The organism is Methylobacterium sp. 142-1Y (genome assembly GCF_057747795.1).
Genome location: NZ_CM173224.1, coordinates 1,172,656 through 1,189,844, shown reverse-complemented (window position 1 = coordinate 1,189,844; position 17,189 = coordinate 1,172,656). Strand labels below are relative to the sequence as shown.

Here is a 17,189-nt window from a genome sequence, read left to right as displayed (position 1 = left end):
GGTCTTCACCCTGCGCCGCCGTGTCGGCGCAGGACGAGGTGGGACGTCGGGCCAGACCCCGATCGGTGTGACCCGGTGCGAGGGGCCGGAAGGGGGCGGGGAGACGACACGGGCCCTCCGCCCGGGCGTGGACATCGGGATCCAATCCCGCTCGACTCGACAGCCCACGATGAATTGGTGCGCACGCGACAGCGGATTTCGCGACTCATCGCGGTGCGTCTGACGTTGAGACAATCGTGGGTTGCTTCGCCGATGTCTCACGGTCTTCGCCGATAAGCTGCGGCTTAGCGAAAATTTATAGCCGGCCATTCATTCTCGCGGCTCCTCCCCGGAGCTGCGCTCGGTCAATGGCCTCCTGGTTCGCGACACTCTCGATCAAGCACCGGATTGCCGGCGCCCTCGCCCTGCTCATCGTCTGCCTGCTCGTCGTGAGCGGCGTGGGCCTGCATGCCGTCGGCACGCTTGCCGGCGAGCAGAGCCGTCTCGGCAAGAACACGCTGCCCAGCGTGCGGTATGCCGGCGAGCTGCGCGGCAACGTGATCGATGCGCGCGTCAGCGTCGTCAACCACATCCTCTACGCCGAAGCCGCGCGGATGCGGACCGAGGAAGAGGCCCTGTCGAAGAAGACCGAGGCCGTGGTCGCAGCGATGCGCCACTACGAGCCGCTGATCGACGGCCCGAAGGAGCGTGAGCTCTTCGCGGTGTTCGATCGCGAATGGAAGAACTATCTCGCGGCCATCCCGGCCGTGCTGGAACATTCGCGGACGGGGCGCAAGGATCTGGCGTTGCGCGAGAACCTCACCAACGTCCGTCCTCACATCAAGGCGGCCTCGGAGGCGCTCGAGAAGATCGTCGCCCTCAACAACGACAACGGCGAGAAGGCGGTCGCCCAAGGAGAGGTCACCGCATCCGGCGCCGAGCGGATGATGTTGGCGATCGGTGTCGTTGCCTTGGTGCTCGCCGCCTCGCTGGGGACGCTGATCGTGCGCAGCATCTCGGCCAGCGTCCGCGCCATCCTGGAGCCGATGCGGCAACTCGCGGCCGGTGATCTTGCAGTCACGATACCGCATCAGGGCGAGCCGAACGAGATCGGCCAGATCGCCGATGCCGTGCAGGTGTTCAAGGAGTCGAGCATCGAGGCCCGGCGGCTGGCCGCCCTGCAGGCCGAGGCCGATGCCCTCAAGATGCGCCGGGCCGAGATCCTCGATCGGATCACCCGCGGCTTCGAGGCCGAGGCCGGCGCGCTCACCGAGGAACTGGCGGCCGCCGCGACCGAGATGGAGGCCACCGCGGCATCGATGACGGAGATCGCCGCGCAGACCAACACGCTCGCGGCCCATGTCGCGGTGGCCGCCGAGCAGACGTCGGGCAACGTGCAGCAGGTCGCGGGTGCGACCGAGGAGATGGCGGCCTCCGTGCAGGAGATCAGCGGGCAGGTGACGCATTCGGTCGGGATCGCCGCCTCCGCCATTGCGCGCGCACGGGAGACGGGCACCATCATCCGGGAACTGTCGGACAGCGCCGACCGGATCGGCGCGGCGGCGGGCCTGATCTCGGGGGTGGCAAGCCAGACCAACCTGCTGGCGCTCAACGCCACCATCGAGGCGGCCCGGGCCGGCGAAGCCGGGCGCGGATTCGCGGTGGTGGCCGCCGAGGTCAAGACGCTGGCCGAGCAGACGGCCCGGGCGACCCAGGAGATCACCGCCCGGATCGGGGCGATCCAGTCCGCCACCCGCGGCGCGGTGGAGGCCGTCCAGGGCGTGAGCGGCACGATCGACGACATGTCCGGCATCGCCACCCACATCGCCTCGGCGATCGAGGAGCAGGGTGCGGCCACGCGCGAGATCGCCCGGAACGTCCAGGAGGCCGCGCAGGGGACCCGGCAGGTCACGGGCCATATCGAATCGGTGCGGGCCGGCGCCAGCGAGACCGGATCGGCCGCTGCGCAGGTTCTCGGCGCCGCGCGCACCCTCGCGGTACGGTCCGACGGGCTCAGCCGTGCCGTCCGCGGCTTCCTGGGCGAGGTCCGGGCGGCTTGATGCATTTTTCGACGAAGTAAATACCGGCGTATCGCAGAAAATGCGGCACGCTCAAAGATCTGGGGCAGAACTACGATTGCGGCGCCACACTACGCGATAGAATCTGCTCCCAGCGTCGCATGCCCTTCCCGCCCACGACCTCATCCTGAGGTGTTAGCCGATTGAAAATCGGCTGACCTCGAAGGAGGGCTCCAGGGATCGCACAGACTTATGGAGCCCTCCTTCGAGGTCAGTCCATCAAGGATGGACTGACACCTCAGGATGAGGTTGCAGATGGGAAAAGCCTGACGATCGCGGACTTTGCGCCAGTGTCGTGTACCGCGTCGCAGCGCGATCGGGCGCTGCCCTAGCCGAGCGGGACAACCGGGGATCGGCGGGGTCACGCCACCTTCACCCCCGGAACCGCCACACCCCCGTCCGCTTGATCTCGGAATCCTCCAGCGCCCGCGTCACCGGCACTTCATAGGTCGCCACGTTCTCCAGCCGGTCCTTCGGCAGGTAGGCCCGGCCGGGATCGCCGAGCAGCACCCGGGCGCCGCGGGCGTGAAGTCCCGAGAGCCAGTCGCCGACCCGCGCGGCGAGGTCGCGTTCGTAGAAGATGTCGGCGGCGAGCACGCAATCCCAGCCGTCGTCGCGGCCGATCAGGTCGGCGCTTATCGCGGTGATCCGATCCGCGACGCCGTTCTCGGCCGCGTTGAGGCCGATCGCCGCCAGGGCGAAGGGATCGAGGTCGCTCGCCGCGATGGATGTTGCGCCCGCCATGGCGGCCGCGATGGCGACGAGGCCGGAGCCGGAAGCGAAATCGAGCACCCGGGCGCCCGCGACCGTCTCGGGGTGCTCCAGCACGTAGGCCGCGAGCGCCTGGCCTCCGGCCCAGGCGAAGGCCCAGAACGGCGGCGGCAGGCCGATCTCGCCCAGTTCCTCCTCGGTCCGGCCCCACAATTCCGTCGCCTCGTCGGCGACGTGCAGGCGGATCGCCGGGGCGTGCGGCACCGGGCGCAGCGCCGTGTGAGTGCGGATGAAGGCGAGGGGGTCCATCAGGCGAGGTCCGCGTAGAGCCGCAACACCCGCCCCGTCACCGCCGCCTCGGTGAAGCCGCCCTCGACGATGCGGGTCCGTGCCGCCGCGCCCATCCGGGCGACGAGAGCGGGATCGGCGGCAAGCCGCACCATGGCGGCGGCGAGCGCGTGTGGATCGTCCGGCGGCACGACCAGCCCCTCGATCCCGTCCCGCACCAGGGTCCGGCAGCCCGGCACGTCGGTGGTGAGGATCGCCCGGCCGCTCGCCGCAGCTTCGAGGAGCGCCCGCGGCAGCCCCTCGCCGCCGCGGGACGGCAGGCAGGCGACGTGGGCCTGGCTCAAGGCTGCGGCGACGTCGCCGGTGGCGCCGTGCCAGGTGATCCCGTCCCGCGACCAGTCGCGCAGGGTCGCCTCGGGGATCGCGCGGCGGTTCGACGGGTCGGGGGCGCCATAGAGCGACAAGTCCAGGTTTGCGCCCTTCGCCCTCGCGAGGCGGGCGGCTTCCACCGCGGTATCGACCCCCTTCGACCACAGCATCCGGGCGGTCAGCACGATCCGCAACGGGCCTTGCGGCGGCAGGGGTTTCGGCACCCACGCCTCCGGGTCGATCCCGGCCCCGCCGATGATCATCACGCGAGGGCTTTCGGGATCGAGGCCGAGCAGCCGCGCATCGTCCGGATTCTCGAACAGGTAGCGGGTGCGCGCCGTCTCCAGGGGACCGCGGATCAGGAGCCGCAGGGCGGCGCGGGCGAGGCGCCCGGTCCGATCCTGCCGGGCCCCGATCAGCCCGAGGCCGGTGAGCGCGTAGACCCGGGACGGGATGCCGGCGAGCACGGCCGCCGCGCCGCCGACCAGGATGCCGCGCAACGCGATGCAATGGACGATGTCGGCCTGGAGGGCCTTCAGGATCGCGGCGAGCTGGCCGGCGGCATAGCCCGCCGCCATCGGGTTCAGGCTCGATCGCTCGGCCTCGAGTTCCACCACCCGGGCGCCCGTCGCCGCAATGACGTCGCGATGCGCCCGCACCCGGGTAACGACTGAGACCGGGTGGCCGGCCGCCACCGCCGCGCGGGCCATCGGCAGGAAGTGCGAGGCGAAGAACCAGTCCTCGGTGACCACGAAGGCGATGTGCGCCCGCTTGTTCTCCCGGCTCGCGTCCTGTGGCTGCACCCGGTCCCTCCCGCTCGTCGAGCCCCCTCCCTACAGGCTGGCGCCGCGCCGGGATACCGCGGCCTGTCATGCCCCGTGACGGCAGGAACCGGGACGGCCGAGCGCCAGTTGAGATCGACTTGAACCGCGCGAGGTCGTGATACCCATGCTGTCGGATGCCGAGAGGGCGGAATCGGCCGCCGAGGATCGCGTCGACACCCGCGACGCCGCCCGCGAGGCGGGCCTGCGCTACGTGAGCGACGAGGAGCCCGGCTATCGCCGCAAGCGCAACGGGCGCGGCTTCACCTACGTCGATGCCAAGGGCGCGAAGGTGCAGGACCAGAAGGCGCTGGCGCGCATCAAGGCCCTGGCGATCCCGCCGGCCTATACCGACGTGTGGATCTGCCGCCACGCCAACGGCCACATCCAGGCGACCGGGCGTGACGCTCGCGGCCGCAAGCAGTACCGCTACCATCCCGAGTTCCGCCAGGCGCGGGACAGCACCAAGTTCGCCCACATGATGACCTTCGCGGAGGTGCTGCCCGGCATCCGCGCGACGGTGCAGGAGCATATGGGCCGGCGCGGGCTGCCGCGCGAGAAGGTGCTGGCCACGGTGGTTCACCTGCTGGAGACCACCTTGATCCGGGTCGGCAACGATGACTACGCCAAGCAGAACAAGAGCTACGGCCTCACCACCCTGCGCGACCCGCACGTCAAGGTGGAGGGCAAGGAACTCACGTTCCGCTTCAAGGGCAAGAGCAACAAGGTCTGGGAACTCGCCGTCCACGACCGAAGGGTGGCGAAGATCGTGAAGGCCTGCCAGGACCTGCCGGGCCAGGAGCTGTTCCAGTATCTCGACGAGGACGGGGTGCAGCGGGACGTGACTTCGGCCGACGTGAACGCCTACCTGCGCGAGATCACCGGGCGCGACATCACCGCCAAGGACTTTCGGACTTGGTCCGGCACGGTGCTCGCCGCCATGGCTCTGCGCGAGTTCGAGGCCTTCGACAGCGAGGCCAAGGCCAAGCGCAACGTGCGCGCGGCGATCGAGCGGGTGGCGGAGCGGCTCGGCAACACGCCGACCATCTGCCGCAAGTGCTACGTCCACCCCGAGATCCTCGGCTGCTACCTCGACGGCGAGCTGCTGCTCCAGGTCAAGGACGAGGTCCAGGCGGCGCTCCGCGACGAGATCGCCTCCTTGCGGCCGGAAGAGACGGCGGTGCTCGGCCTGCTCCAGGGCCGCCTGGCCCGGGTTGAGCGGGAGGCGAAGAAGGGGCGCGCCAAGGCCGGCACGAGGAAAGCGGAACCCGCGACCGGGCGTTCGATCAAGGGCGGCTCATCGCCATCCGAAAAGTCCCGGCGATTCGAAAAGACCCGGTCCGGCAAGGCAGGGGCCCGCAAGGCCGCCTGATCCGGCCGGCAGGACAAGTCCGACGATGGCGGTCGCTCAAGGACCGCCCGATCCCGCGCCGCCCCTCAGTGAGGGACGACGCGGTGCGCCTCGTGGGCGATGCGCCGCAGGGGCCGGGCTTCGCCCTCCAGCACCGGCGCCAGGCCGATCTGCCGGGCGAGCTGCACCAGGTCCTTGAGCCGGCCGGTCTTGGTCTTGCGGCGCAGGTTGAGCCGGTGGGTCTCGACGGTGCGCACGCTGACCGTGAGGCGGCGCGCCACCTCCTTGTTGCTGAAGCCGGCGGAGAGGAAGCGCAGCACCTCGGCCTCCCGCGGGGTGAGGCCCAGGCTCTCGGCCGCGGCTTCCGGGGCCGGCGCTTCCGCCTCGCCCTCGTGCAGCGGCAGGCCGTGGGCGAGCGCCAGGATCGTCGCGCAGATATCCTGCGGGGTGCTGCCGCGGGCCACGAAGGCGTCGGCGCCCGCAGTCGCGAGCCGGCCGATCTCGGCGGCGTCCGCGGCCTTGAACGCCACCAGGATCCGGGCCTCCGGCGCCCGCTCGCGCAAGGAAGCCACGGCCTCCGGGCCGTATTCCGGCGCGAAGGCCAGGACGACGCAGGTCGTGCCCGCATCCTCCAGCTCTTCCTCGCCCACCGTGAGCAAGGCCGGGCTGTGTTCCAGCGTCGCCCGGAAGGCGGCGCCGAGATCCGACGGCTCGTTGATGATCAGAACCCTGACGGCGTCACTCATGCCGTTTGCCTCCGTCCCAGCGCGATACAGGCGCGGTGCCCATGGAGGAGACGGATCAAGCCGCGTTCCACTCCGGCGGGGGGAGAGCGGGGCGGGGATGGACTCCCCGGCCTCGGCATGGCCCGCCCGAGGGGCGGAATGCCTAGGTAGACCGACTCCGCGTCAGGATGTCGCAAAACCCTGGCCGGACGGGGTCGGAGACCAGGGCTGCGGGGACGAAAGGGCCGGACCAGTTTGGAACGCGGGCCTCGGTATTTTCCCGCAATGGGTCAGGCCGGGACGCGACACGCGGAGGCGTCTTCGGGCCTTCCCGCTCGCCGGGCCGACCCGGCGCGCGCCGCACGGCCGTTGCGAAAGGCCGGCTCGCAAAACGAAACCGGACGCACGTTAATGAGGGTCAGCGCCGTTCGGGTGTGAATGGGGAACCGCTGGTTGCGCACGTCATGGGGGAAGACAAGAGCGCCCGTTTCCGCGGCGGCAAGAAATCTGCGCGTGACCGGCTCTTCGGTGTCGACGATCCAGGGTTCTGGAACTGGTATCATCGCAAGGAGAAGGGCCGGACGGGGGGCAGTGGACGTGACTTCGGCACTGTCGATGAGGTGCGCGAGTTATACGACGAATGGGTGCAGCTTGGTCGTCCGAAAGCGAAGTGAGATGTGAACATGAATCTCGCCTTCCTGATCGATAATGCACGTCGAGAGCCCGGTCATCCTCGCCTTGAAGGTGACGATCTCGTCGTTCATGCGTTGCGCAACGCTCGCTTCGCCGGTGACGATGACAAGAGCGATCTGGCCAATCTCGTGGCGGATGTCCTGAACAGGACGGATTCGAGCAAGGTCCGCAATGCGGCGGCGCTACTCCTGACTGATTTGATTGGCAGGGGCGCCGATCAAATTATCATTCGACTGCTCGAAAGGCCAGGCATGCTCAAGATGTCAGGGTCTCTGCTTTTCGCGCTCAACAATATCGAAGCAATTCTTCCGCTCGACCTGATCGTGACGATCATAGAAGAGGGCTCCCTCGAGGCGCAAGGCGAAGCGCTGGTGTTTCTGGAGAGCGGGCGAATCACGGAAACGACTGATGATGCCGTCCAGGCGTCGAGGCAACGCCTCCAAGACTTGTCGGCCCGGACGAACGACAAGAACCTCAAGATAGCGGCTGACATCGCGCTCGAATGCCTGGACGATATTTCATAATATATCGTCCAGGATTCGGTGTCTGGTGACTTCGTCGAGATTTATCGACCTCCGCGCAGGCCGGCCAGGTATGTCGAGGCGTCGCCTCTTCGAGGCGTGCGGACCTGGTCGGGCGCGGAGGACGGATTGTCCCTTGATCTCCGGAGGGCCGGTCTCATCCCGCCCGCGCCAGGATCAGGTCGGTGGCCGCCGAGACCACCCGGTTGCGGCCGGTGCTCTTGGCCTCGTAGAGGGCGATGTCGGCGCGCTTGAGTAGCCCGCCGACGGTCTCGCCCTCGGACCAGGCGCTGACGCCGAAGCTCGCGGTGAGCTGCACCGGGCCGCGCTGGCCCTTGAAGCGCAGCTGTGTGCAGCGCAGCCGCAGGCGCCCGGCGGCGGCCTCGGCCTCCTCCAGGGTGCGCCCCGGCAGGGCCACGGCGAATTCCTCGCCGCCGAGGCGCCCGGCGATGCCGCCGGCCTCCGTCAGCATCTCCGCGGCGACGCCCCGGATCGCCGTGTCGCCGACATCGTGGCCGTGCTGGTCGTTGATTGTCTTGAAGTGGTCGATATCGACCACGACCATCCCCACCCGGCCGTGGGCGCCGGCCCGGTCGGTCATGTCGCCGACCCGCTGCAGGAAGGCGCGGCGGTTGAGGAGCCCGGTCAGCGCGTCGGTCTCGGCGAGGCGAATCAGCTCGCGCTGCATCCCGGTCATCCGCTCGGCGGCGCGCAGGCGGGCATAGAGCTCCTCCGGGCTCGGCGGCTTGTCGATGAAGTCGTCCGAGCCGCTGTCCAGCGCCTCCGACAGGTTGCGGGCGTTGCGGGCCGACGACATGGTGATGATGTAGAGCGGCCGATGCGCATCCGCGAGGAGCCGGGCCGACCAGCACAGCTCCAGGCCGCCGAGGGGGCGGACCTCGAGGCTGGTGATCAAGGCGGTGACCGACGCGTTGTCGGTGACGAAATCGAGCGCTTCGCGCGAATCCGTGAAGGTGTCCACGGTATGGCCGCGGGGCGTCAGGAGCCCGCTGATGACCTTGAGCACCACCCGGCTCGGATCGACGACGACGATATGCATGGCGCCCCCAGGCAGGAGGACTGACTCCCGCTTCCCGCGACGAAGTTGCGCGCGAAGGTTTAACGCCGCCTCAAGAGGGGCCGGGCGAGCGGCGATCTTACCGTGACGGGGCGCAAGACTGTTCCGACCACCAAGACTGTCCCGACCACGCCGGACGGGCGCTACATCGTGGTACGCGGGCGGCTGTGGCGCCGCTCCGACCCGGATCTGCCGGCGGAGCGCCGCGAGGCCCTGGTGCAGGACCTGATGCGGGCGCGCCGCGCGGTGCGCGACGCCAAGGGGGAGGGGGGCGCTGCCCTGGCGGCGGCCCGCGCGGCGGTCGATGCGGCCAAGCATGGGCTGGGCGAGCGAGGGCCTCCCTGGTGGACCGACGGGGCGCCGGACTACACCCGGCACCTCGCCCGCAACACGCCCTACGCGGCGTGGTTTTCCGGGCTGGAGGAGGGGTGAGCCGTCAATCGACGATGCCCAGCGCGCGCATCCGCTCGACCGTCTCCACCAGCTTCGGCCCGGTATCCTTGCGCAGCACCTCCTCGGTGAGCAGGAAGGCCGGGCCGCTGATGTTGAGGGCGAAATGACCCCGCCCGCCCGGGGCCTGGATCGGGGCGGCGACGGCGTTGATGTCCTGGTGCCAGATGCCGATGCCGACGCAGAAGCCGTGCTGGGCGATCTCGGCGGCGCAGCGGCGATAGGTCTGCTCCAGCTTGCCCGCCTCGGCGCCGTCGCGGCGCAGGCGGGTCATGAGCGCGGTGCGCTCCGCCTCGTCGAGGCTCGACAGGGTCGCCATGCCCATGGCGCTGCGGGCGAGCGGCAGGCGGTAGCCGACCTCGCTCGACAGCACGATGCGCTGGCCCTCGCCGCGCCAGAGCTGGACGTAGACGCTCGACAGCCCGTCGAGGAGGCCGAGCGCCACGTGCGCCTGCACGGCGGTGGCGAGGTCCTGCAGGAACGGCTTCACCATCTGGGGGAAGGAATTCTGGCGCAGGAAGGCGGAGCTCAGCGCCAGCACCGCGGGCCCGAGGCCGTAGCGCTCGTCCTCCGGGTCGTGCACCAGGTAGCCGAGGGCGAGCAGCGTGTGGGTCAGGCGCGAGACGGTAGGCTTCGGCAGGCCGGTGCGGGAGGCGATCTCGCGGTTGCCCAGCATCTCGGCCGCGTCCCGGAAGGCGCGCAGGACCTGGAGCCCGCGAGCGAGCGCGGTGACGAATTGCCGGTCGCCGTCCTCCGGCTCCGCTGCGTTCTGTACGATCGAGCTTTTGGCGATCGCATTTTCGGCGACCGTGTCCTGCGTGATCGCGCCGGCGCGCGCCGCCACCGCCTGTGCCATGCTGCCGCCTCCCTCCCACGCCCTGTTCTGCGGATCCCGCCCCGGGCTGCCATAGGGTGACGATCCGGCGCCGGCTCGGCAACATGTTTCGCGATGCGGATCGTCATTTCGCGTCTTGACCGGTCCCGGATGGGGAGGCACTGTCGGACCAAGGGGGCGAAGGCCCCCGGGCGACGCCGAATACGGCGCGCTGCAAGAACACGGGAACGCCATTCCAGGAGGACGCCTTGGTCAAGACCCTCGCGCGCATCACGGCCGCCGGCCTCATGGCCCTGGCGGCCTCGACTGCGCTCGCCGCGCCGATGAGCCTGAAGATCGCCTTCGTCGATCCGCTCTCCGGCGGCGGGGCCAGCACCGGCGAGGCCGGGCTGAAGACCTTCCAGTTCATGGCCGACCAGCTCAACGCCAAGAACTCCGACCTCAAGCTCGAGGTGATGGGCTACGACAACAAGCTCAACCCGCAGGAGAGCATCGTACAGCTCCAGAAGGCGATCGATTCCGGCGCCCGCGTGGTGGTGCAGGGCAACGGCTCCTCGGTCGGAGCCGCGCTGATCGACTTCGTCGGCAAGTACAACGACCGCAATCCCGGTAAGGAAATCCTGTATCTCAACTACGCAGCGGTCGATCCGTCGCTGACCAACGCCAAGTGTAATTACTGGCACTTCCGCTTCGACGCCAATTCCGACATCAAGATGGCGGCCCTGACCAACTACATCAAGGGCAAGCCGGAGATCAAGAAGGTCTACCTGATCAACCAGGACTACTCGCACGGCCAGGCGGTGCGCGCCGCGGCCCGGGCGATGCTGAAGGAGAAGCGGCCCGACATCCAGATCGTCGGCGACGAGGTGGCGCCGCTCCAGAAGGTCAACGACTTCTCGCCCTACATCGCCAAGATCAAGGCCTCGGGTGCCGATTCGGTGATCACCGGCAACTGGGCGCAGGACATGGCGCTGCTGCTGAAGGCCGCCGGCGATGCCGGCTTGCAGGCCAACTTCTACACCTATTACGGCGGCGGCAGCGGCGGGCCGACGGCGATCAAGCAGGCGAACCTCCCCGATCACGTCTTCCAGATCTCCGAGGGCTACGCCAACATCGACTACAAGCCCGCGCACGACTTCGAGACCGCCTTCCGCGCCAAGACCGGCCAGGAGCTGACCTATGCGCGGGTCGTCAACCTGATGAACGTGCTGTCGAAGGCGACGCTCACCGCCAAGTCGACCGATCCCAAGGCCATCGCCAAGGCGATGGATGCGATCCACAACGACACGCTCTACGGCAAGGACAGCTTCATCCGTCCGGACGACCACCAGATCTTCCAGCCGATCTACATCTCGCGCTTCGGCCCGGTCGATACGTCGAAGGTTCTCGACAGCGAGAATACCGGCTGGGGCTGGACCGGCGACGGCGTGGTCGAGGCGAAGGACACCCTGCTGCCGACCACCTGCAAGATGGATCGGCCGAGCTGAGGCGAAAGGCAGGGCGCCCCGATCCGGCGGGGGACTCGAAAGCCCTGTACAACTTACGCTTTCCCAAGCCACGACCTCATCCTGAGGTGCCGCGTAGCGGCCTCGAAGGAGGGCTCCAGTTCGCTCGGAGACTTCTGGAGCCCTCCTTCGAGGTCAGCCGATCTTCAATAGGCTGACACCTCAGGATGAGGTTCTGGGTGGGAGTCACAGGTACGTCAGCCAGACCGCGCTGTCGTGGACGGTGGTCCCATTCGCTAGTTTTCGCCAAGCCTTGGCTGGGTATCGAAAATTGGAGATGAATAGGCAGCCTGATGCGTCAGCATCTCGGGCCGTCGGCATGAGTCCGGCGGGTGCCTCCCGCCCTGCACCCGCCCTTTCGGCATCCCGCACCGGCAGGAGACCCCGCGTGCTCGAACTCGTCATCATCTCGACGCTGAACGGCGTGCTCTACGGGATGCTGCTCTTCCTGATGGCGAGCGGCCTGACCCTGATCTTCAGCATGATGGGCGTGCTCAACTTCGCGCATGCCAGCTTCTACATGCTGGGCGCCTTCTTCGGCTACCAGATCAGCAAGTTCACCGGGTTCTGGATCGGCCTCGTCGCCGCGCCGGTCGTGGTCGGCGGGATCGGCGCGCTCGTCGAGCGCTACGGCCTGCGCAACGTCCACCGCCACGGCCACGTCCCGGAACTGCTCTTCACCTTCGGCCTCGCCTACGTGATCGAGGAGGTGGTGCAGATGGTGTGGGGCAAGCTGCCGGTCGATTACCGGGTGCCGGCCGTGCTCGACTTCCCGGCCTTCACGGTGTTCGGCACCAACTACCCGGCCTACAAGCTGTTCATGCTGGTGATCTCGGTGGTGATCTTCGTCGCCCTCTTGGTCGCGCTCACCCGCACCCGGGTCGGGCTGATCATCCAGGCGGCGCTGACCCATCCCAACATGGTGGCGATGCTCGGCCACGACGTGCCGAAGGTGTTCATGCTGGTCTTCGGCGTCGGCACGGGCTTGGCCGCGGTGGCGGGCGTCATCGCCGGGCCGGCCCTGGTCACCCAGGCCAACATGGCGGGCCTGCTCGGGCCGATCCTGTTCGTGGTCGTGGTGGTCGGGGGCCTCGGCTCCCTGACCGGCGCCTTCGTGGCCTCGCTCCTGATCGGGCTGGTCCAGACCTTCGCGATCTCGCTCGACGTCTCGGTCGCCAGCGTCCTGCAATCACTGGGCATCGACGCCGCGCCGTCCGGCGGCGTGCTCGGCGATCTGTGGACCGTGACGATCGCCCAGATCGGGCCGATCATCCCCTATCTCCTGCTGGTCCTCGTGCTGATCGCGCGGCCGACCGGCCTGCTCGGGAACCGCGAAGCATGAGCGACCTCGCCGACATCGCGCCGTCCGGCGACTGGACGCAGGCCGGCCGCCGCCCGTCGATCCGCCCCAAGGGCCTGAGCCTCGCCGCGCAAGGGCTGCCCTGGCTCCTCGCCGGAGCGATCCTGGTCGCCGCACCGCTCGTCTTCACCAGCGGCACCGCGCTGACCATGATGAGCCTGATGGGCATCATGGTGGTGTTCTCGCTATCCTACAACATGCTGCTCGGCCAGACCGGGCTCCTGTCCTTCGGGCACGCGGTCTATTACGGCTTAGGCGCCTTCTTCACCGTCCACGCGATGAACCTCGTCGCCGGTTTACGCCTGCCGGTGCCCCTGCCGCTGATGCCGGTGGTGGGCGGGCTCGCCGGCCTCGCCTTCGGGATCCTGTTCGGGGCGATCTCGACGAAGCGCGCCGGCACCGTGTTCGCCATGATCTCGCTCGGCATCGCCGAACTGGTCTCGTCGGGCTCGCACATCCTGCACAGCTTCTTCGGCGGCGAGGAGGGCATCACCGCCAACCGCACCAAGATGCTACGGCTGTTCGACCTCAGCTTCGGGCCGCAGATCCAGGTCTATTACCTGATCGCCGCCTGGTGCCTGATCTGCGCGCTCGCGATGTACGCCATCACCCGCACGCCGCTCGGGCGCCTGTGCAACGCCGTGCGGGAGAACCCGGAGCGGGTCGAGTTCCTGGGCTACGAGCCGCAGGCGATCCGCATCACCGCCTTCTGCCTCTCGGCAATGTTCGCGGGCGTGGCGGGGGCGCTCGCGGCGATCAATTTCGAGATCGCCAACTCGGCCTATCTCGGCGTGCACCAATCGGGCGTGGTCTTGCTCGCGACCTTCATCGGCGGCATCGGTACCTTCATCGGCCCGGTCGTCGGTGCCGTGGTGGTGACGCTGCTCCAGGTCTCGCTCAGCGACCTGACGGAGGTCTGGCAGCTCTATTTCGGGCTCCTGTTCATCGCCATCGTGATGTTCGCCCCCGGCGGCATCGCGGGCCTCGCCCTGATGCACGGTCCGCTGATCCGCGCCGGCACCGCGCATCGCCTCCTGCCGGCCTACCTCCTGGCCCTCGGGCCCTTCCTGCTCCTGCTCGCGGGGTCGATCGCGCTGATCGAGATGGCGTTCCGGATACTGGTCAAGGCGAGCGACGGCACCGAGATGAGCCTCATCGGCATCTCCTTCGACGCCGCCCACATCCTGCCCTGGATCGTCGCCGGCGCGATGGCGGTCGGCGGCGGCCTCGCCTTGCGGGCCGTGCTGCCGCGGGTGAATGCGGCCTGGCACGAGGCCTCCGATGCCGCGAAGGAGAAACTCGCATGAGCGCCCCCGCGATCGAGTTGTCCGGCCTCCACAAGAGCTTCGGCCCGGCCAAGATCATCAACGGCGTCGACCTCTCGGTGCCGGTGGGCGAGCGCCACGCCATCATCGGGCCGAACGGCGCCGGCAAGTCGACCCTGTTCCACCTGATCAGCGGCCGCTTCGCGCCGACGAGCGGCACGATCAAGCTGGAGGGCCGCGACATCACCGGCTGGCGCCCGGCGGCGATCAACCGGGCCGGCCTCGCCCGCAGCTTCCAGGTCACCAACATCTTCCCCAAGCTCAGCGTGTGGGAGAACGTGCGCTGCGCGGTCTTGAGGGCGATGGGCCACGGCCCGTCCTTCTGGCGCGGGGTCGAGGGGCTGCCGGGCGTCGCCGAGCGCACGGAGGAGATCCTCTCGCGCATCCGCCTCGGCCACCGCGCCGCCGTGGCGGCGGGATTGCTGGCTTACGCCGACCAGCGGGCGCTCGAGATCGGCATCGCGATCGCCAGCGACGCCAAGGTCATCCTCCTCGACGAGCCGATGGCCGGAATGAGCCACAGCGAGAGCGAGCACGCGACCCAGCTGATCCGCGAGGTCACGACGGGCCGCACGCTCCTGATGGTCGAGCACGACATGGCGGTGGTGTTCGGGCTCGCCGACCGCATCTCGGTCCTGGTCTACGGCCGGATCATCGCCACCGACACGCCCGCCCGCATCAGGGAGAACCGCGCCGTGCAGGAAGCCTATCTCGGCGTCGCCACCGGGGAGGAGGCCGCGTGAGCGCCGCCCTCGCGATGCCCGCCGTCGGGGCCGCTCCCGCCCTCCTCGAGGTCGAGGACCTGCACGCCTATTACGGCAAGAGCCACATCCTCCAGGGGGTGAGTTTTTCGGTCGGGGCCGGCGAGATCGTGTCGATTCTCGGCCGCAACGGCGTCGGGCGCTCCACCACCCTCAAGGCGATCATGGGCGACGTGCCGCCCCGCGGCCAGATCCGCTTCAAGGGGCAAGCCATCGCGGGTCTCAAGCCCTACGCGGTCGCCCGAAGGGGTCTCGGCTACGTGCCGGAGGAGCGGGCGATCTTCCCCAAGCTCACGGTGCGGCAGAACCTGGCGCTCGGCGAGAAGGGCGGTAAGCGCGGCGGGCGCTGGTCCTATGCCGACATCTTCCGGCTGTTTCCGCGGCTGGAGGAGCGGATCGACACGCCCGGCGGCGTGCTCTCGGGCGGCGAGCAGCAGATGCTCACGATCTGCCGCACCCTGATGGGCGATCCGGATCTCATCATGATCGACGAGCCGACGGAAGGGCTGTCGCCCCAGATGGTCGCCCGCGTCGCCGAGATGATCGGCGAGATCGCGGCCCGCGGCGTCTCGGTGCTGCTGGTCGAGCAGAAGCTGACCATCGCCCTCAAGCTGTCGCAGCGCCTCTACGTGATGGGTCACGGCCACGTCGTGTTCGAGGGCACGCCGGCCGCGCTCTCGGCCAACGAGGCGGTGCGGCGGGAGTGGCTGGAAGTCTAGACGCGTGTCCTGGCCCGCAAAACGACATCCTGTCCTTGTCATCCCGGGTTCCGCTTTCGCGGCCCCGGGATGACGCTTGCAGGCGTCAGCGAACGCCGAGCAGCTCCACGTCGAACATCAGCGTGGCGTTCGGCGGGATCACGCCGCCGGCGCCGCGGGCGCCGTAGCCGAGCTCGGGCGGGATGATCAGGGTGCGCTTGCCGCCGACCTTCATGGTCGACAATCCCTCGTCCCAGCCCTTGATGACCTGGCCGGTGCCGACCGCGAAGCTCAGCGGCTGCTTGCGGTCGAGGGAGCTGTCGAACTTCGCGCCCTTCTTGCCGTCCTGGTAGAGCCAGCCGGTATAGTGGACGTTGACGGTCTGGCCGGTCTTCGGCTGGGGGCCGGTGCCGACCACGTCGTCCTTGACCTGAAGGCCGGACGGGGTGGTGGAGAACGAAGCGGCGGAGGCTGAAGCGGTCATGGCGATCGTGAGGGCTCCGACAAGGAAGAAGGGCGAACGGCGCATCGACGGGATCGTTCCTGTGCGTGACGTCGGGACTCGAGTTAGGGCATTGCGGCGTCGAGGGACAGGGCGTCAGGCCGGCGGCAGCGATCCGGGATCGATCGTCCCGCCCTCGGCCCAGCCCATGAGCAGGTCCCGCACAGCGGCCGGATCGGCCACCCGGTGGCGGGCGACCGTGTCGCCGGGCCCGACCCGGATCGTGATCCCGCCATCCTCGTTCACCGGCACGAAGGCCTTCTCGTCGGTGAGGTCGTCGCCGATGAAGATCGCCCGGCGGCCGGCATAGGGCGCCTCGCGCAGGAAGGCCCGGATGGCGTGGCCCTTGGTGGCGCTGGCGGGCAGGATCTCGGCCACCGCCTTGCCCTGCTGCAGCCGGTAGGCCTCGCCGAGGATGCCCGCGATGGAGGACGCGGCCGATTGCGCCCGGACGGCATCGGCCTCGTTCGCGAGCCGCCAATGCACCGCGACCGAGCAACCCTTGTCCTCGATCAGCACGCCGTCGAGATCGGCCACCGCCCGCTGCAAGGTCTCGACGCCCGCCCGCAGAGCCGGATGCGCCGCCGGATCGCCGCCGACCACCTGCCCGTCGCGGCGCATCTCGACCCCGTGCAGGCCGGCGACGTCGAAACGCTCCGGGTCCAGGAAACCGTCGACGGTGGCGATCGGCCGCCCGGTCACCAGCGCCAGCGCGCCGCCGAGGCGGCCGCGCAGCCGCGCCAGGCCCGGCGGCAGGGCGGGCGGGACCACGACGCCGTCGGGGCGGGGGGCGATCTCGACGAGCGTCCCGTCGAAATCGAGGAAGAGGGCGTAGGCTCTGTCGGTCAAGGGATCGCGTCTCCCGTCGCTGCCGAGGACCGCCGTCGAGAGAGTGCCGCGACCGGCCCGCATCCCGGGGTTAAACCGCAACCGGGCCCGCGAGGCAAAGCCGGGGAGAAGCGGGCGCGACGGCATCGTGTCGCGGGGGAAGCCGTGCCGCCGGAGCGGTGCGCCCCTCGGCCCGGAGGCAGATTGCCGGCTCTGACGCAACTTCCATCGCATGACTGCGGCGTCGATGATAGGATTCGCTCAAATATCCGCCGTTGTAAGTCGAGCCTCGGGGACGAGGCGTGTCCCGT

Annotated in this window: 17 protein-coding genes; 10 read left to right on the top strand and 7 right to left on the bottom strand. The window is 69.1% G+C overall.

The window, feature by feature from the left end; all coding sequences use genetic code 11:
* The first annotated feature begins 236 nt into the window (after positions 1–236).
* The gene (locus AC3AOF_RS05640; protein ID WP_488347913.1) at positions 237–2,039 is read left to right on the top strand and encodes a methyl-accepting chemotaxis protein; all 1,803 of its coding nucleotides are present in this window, start codon (positions 237–239) and stop codon (positions 2,037–2,039) included.
* A gap of 390 nt (positions 2,040–2,429) precedes the next feature.
* Here AC3AOF_RS05640 and AC3AOF_RS05635 read toward each other — a convergent pair whose 3' ends face one another.
* Positions 2,430–3,077, bottom strand: coding sequence for a class I SAM-dependent methyltransferase (locus AC3AOF_RS05635; protein ID WP_236991704.1), 648 nt, complete (start codon positions 3,075–3,077; stop codon positions 2,430–2,432).
* A complete protein-coding gene (locus tag AC3AOF_RS05630; protein ID WP_488347912.1) occupies positions 3,077–4,228 on the bottom strand; it encodes a glycosyltransferase family 4 protein in 1,152 nt (383 codons plus the stop codon). Before AC3AOF_RS05630 ends, AC3AOF_RS05635 begins: the two co-directional genes overlap by 1 nt.
* A 145-nt stretch (positions 4,229–4,373) precedes the next feature.
* On the opposite strand from AC3AOF_RS05630, the gene AC3AOF_RS05625 reads away from it, so the two are divergent.
* Positions 4,374–5,618 carry a DNA topoisomerase IB gene (locus AC3AOF_RS05625; protein WP_488347911.1) on the top strand — a complete coding sequence of 415 codons (1,245 nt, stop codon included), beginning with the start codon at positions 4,374–4,376 and terminating at the stop codon, positions 5,616–5,618.
* 65 nt (positions 5,619–5,683) lie between these two features.
* Here the strand turns inward: AC3AOF_RS05625 and AC3AOF_RS05620 are convergent, their stop codons facing one another.
* Entirely contained in the window at positions 5,684–6,343 is a 660-nt protein-coding gene (locus AC3AOF_RS05620) for a LuxR C-terminal-related transcriptional regulator (protein ID WP_488347910.1), read from the bottom strand.
* Positions 6,344–6,786: 443 nt separating this feature from the next.
* Here AC3AOF_RS05620 and AC3AOF_RS05615 point away from each other — a divergent pair, with 443 nt between their 5' ends.
* On the top strand, positions 6,787–6,996 hold the full coding sequence (locus tag AC3AOF_RS05615) for a hypothetical protein (RefSeq protein WP_236991708.1): 210 nt from the start codon (positions 6,787–6,789) through the stop codon (positions 6,994–6,996).
* A gap of 9 nt (positions 6,997–7,005) precedes the next feature.
* Entirely contained in the window at positions 7,006–7,539 is a 534-nt protein-coding gene (locus tag AC3AOF_RS05610; RefSeq protein WP_488347909.1) for a hypothetical protein, read from the top strand.
* A 154-nt stretch (positions 7,540–7,693) separates the two neighbouring features.
* Here the strand turns inward: AC3AOF_RS05610 and AC3AOF_RS05605 are convergent, their stop codons facing one another.
* Positions 7,694–8,596 carry a GGDEF domain-containing response regulator gene (locus AC3AOF_RS05605; RefSeq protein WP_236991710.1) on the bottom strand — a complete coding sequence of 301 codons (903 nt, stop codon included), beginning with the start codon at positions 8,594–8,596 and terminating at the stop codon, positions 7,694–7,696.
* A gap of 102 nt (positions 8,597–8,698) precedes the next feature.
* Between AC3AOF_RS05605 and AC3AOF_RS05600 the strand changes: the two genes are divergently transcribed.
* Positions 8,699–9,046 (top strand): hypothetical protein, encoded by a 348-nt coding sequence (locus tag AC3AOF_RS05600; protein WP_488347908.1) that lies wholly within the window; start codon positions 8,699–8,701, stop codon positions 9,044–9,046.
* A 4-nt stretch (positions 9,047–9,050) separates the two neighbouring features.
* Here AC3AOF_RS05600 and AC3AOF_RS05595 read toward each other — a convergent pair whose 3' ends face one another.
* Positions 9,051–9,920 (bottom strand): IclR family transcriptional regulator, encoded by an 870-nt coding sequence (locus AC3AOF_RS05595; protein ID WP_236991712.1) that lies wholly within the window; start codon positions 9,918–9,920, stop codon positions 9,051–9,053.
* Positions 9,921–10,186: 266 nt separating this feature from the next.
* Between AC3AOF_RS05595 and AC3AOF_RS05590 the strand changes: the two genes are divergently transcribed.
* From AC3AOF_RS05590 to AC3AOF_RS05570, 5 genes are all read left to right on the top strand, one after another.
* On the top strand, positions 10,187–11,386 hold the full coding sequence (locus AC3AOF_RS05590; protein ID WP_488348962.1) for a branched-chain amino acid ABC transporter substrate-binding protein: 1,200 nt from the start codon (positions 10,187–10,189) through the stop codon (positions 11,384–11,386).
* A 406-nt stretch (positions 11,387–11,792) separates the two neighbouring features.
* The gene (locus tag AC3AOF_RS05585) at positions 11,793–12,746 is read left to right on the top strand and encodes a branched-chain amino acid ABC transporter permease (protein ID WP_236991713.1); all 954 of its coding nucleotides are present in this window, start codon (positions 11,793–11,795) and stop codon (positions 12,744–12,746) included.
* Positions 12,743–14,071, top strand: a complete 1,329-nt coding sequence (locus AC3AOF_RS05580; RefSeq protein ID WP_488347907.1) for a branched-chain amino acid ABC transporter permease — start codon at positions 12,743–12,745, stop codon at positions 14,069–14,071. The genes AC3AOF_RS05585 and AC3AOF_RS05580 overlap by 4 nt, the downstream gene beginning before the upstream one ends.
* Positions 14,068–14,832, top strand: a complete 765-nt coding sequence (locus tag AC3AOF_RS05575) for an ABC transporter ATP-binding protein (RefSeq protein WP_488347906.1) — start codon at positions 14,068–14,070, stop codon at positions 14,830–14,832. The genes AC3AOF_RS05580 and AC3AOF_RS05575 overlap by 4 nt, the downstream gene beginning before the upstream one ends.
* Before the next feature lie 14 nt (positions 14,833–14,846).
* Positions 14,847–15,569: an ABC transporter ATP-binding protein gene (locus AC3AOF_RS05570; RefSeq protein WP_236992877.1), complete on the top strand. Its 723-nt coding sequence runs from the start codon at positions 14,847–14,849 to the stop codon at positions 15,567–15,569.
* 85 nt (positions 15,570–15,654) lie between these two features.
* Here the strand turns inward: AC3AOF_RS05570 and AC3AOF_RS05565 are convergent, their stop codons facing one another.
* Complete coding sequence (locus AC3AOF_RS05565; protein ID WP_236991716.1) at positions 15,655–16,077, bottom strand: FKBP-type peptidyl-prolyl cis-trans isomerase; 423 nt, start codon at positions 16,075–16,077, stop codon at positions 15,655–15,657.
* Between the two features lie 69 nt (positions 16,078–16,146).
* A complete protein-coding gene (otsB, locus tag AC3AOF_RS05560) occupies positions 16,147–16,899 on the bottom strand; it encodes a trehalose-phosphatase (protein WP_488347905.1) in 753 nt (250 codons plus the stop codon).
* Between the last annotated feature and the right edge of the window lie 290 nt (positions 16,900–17,189).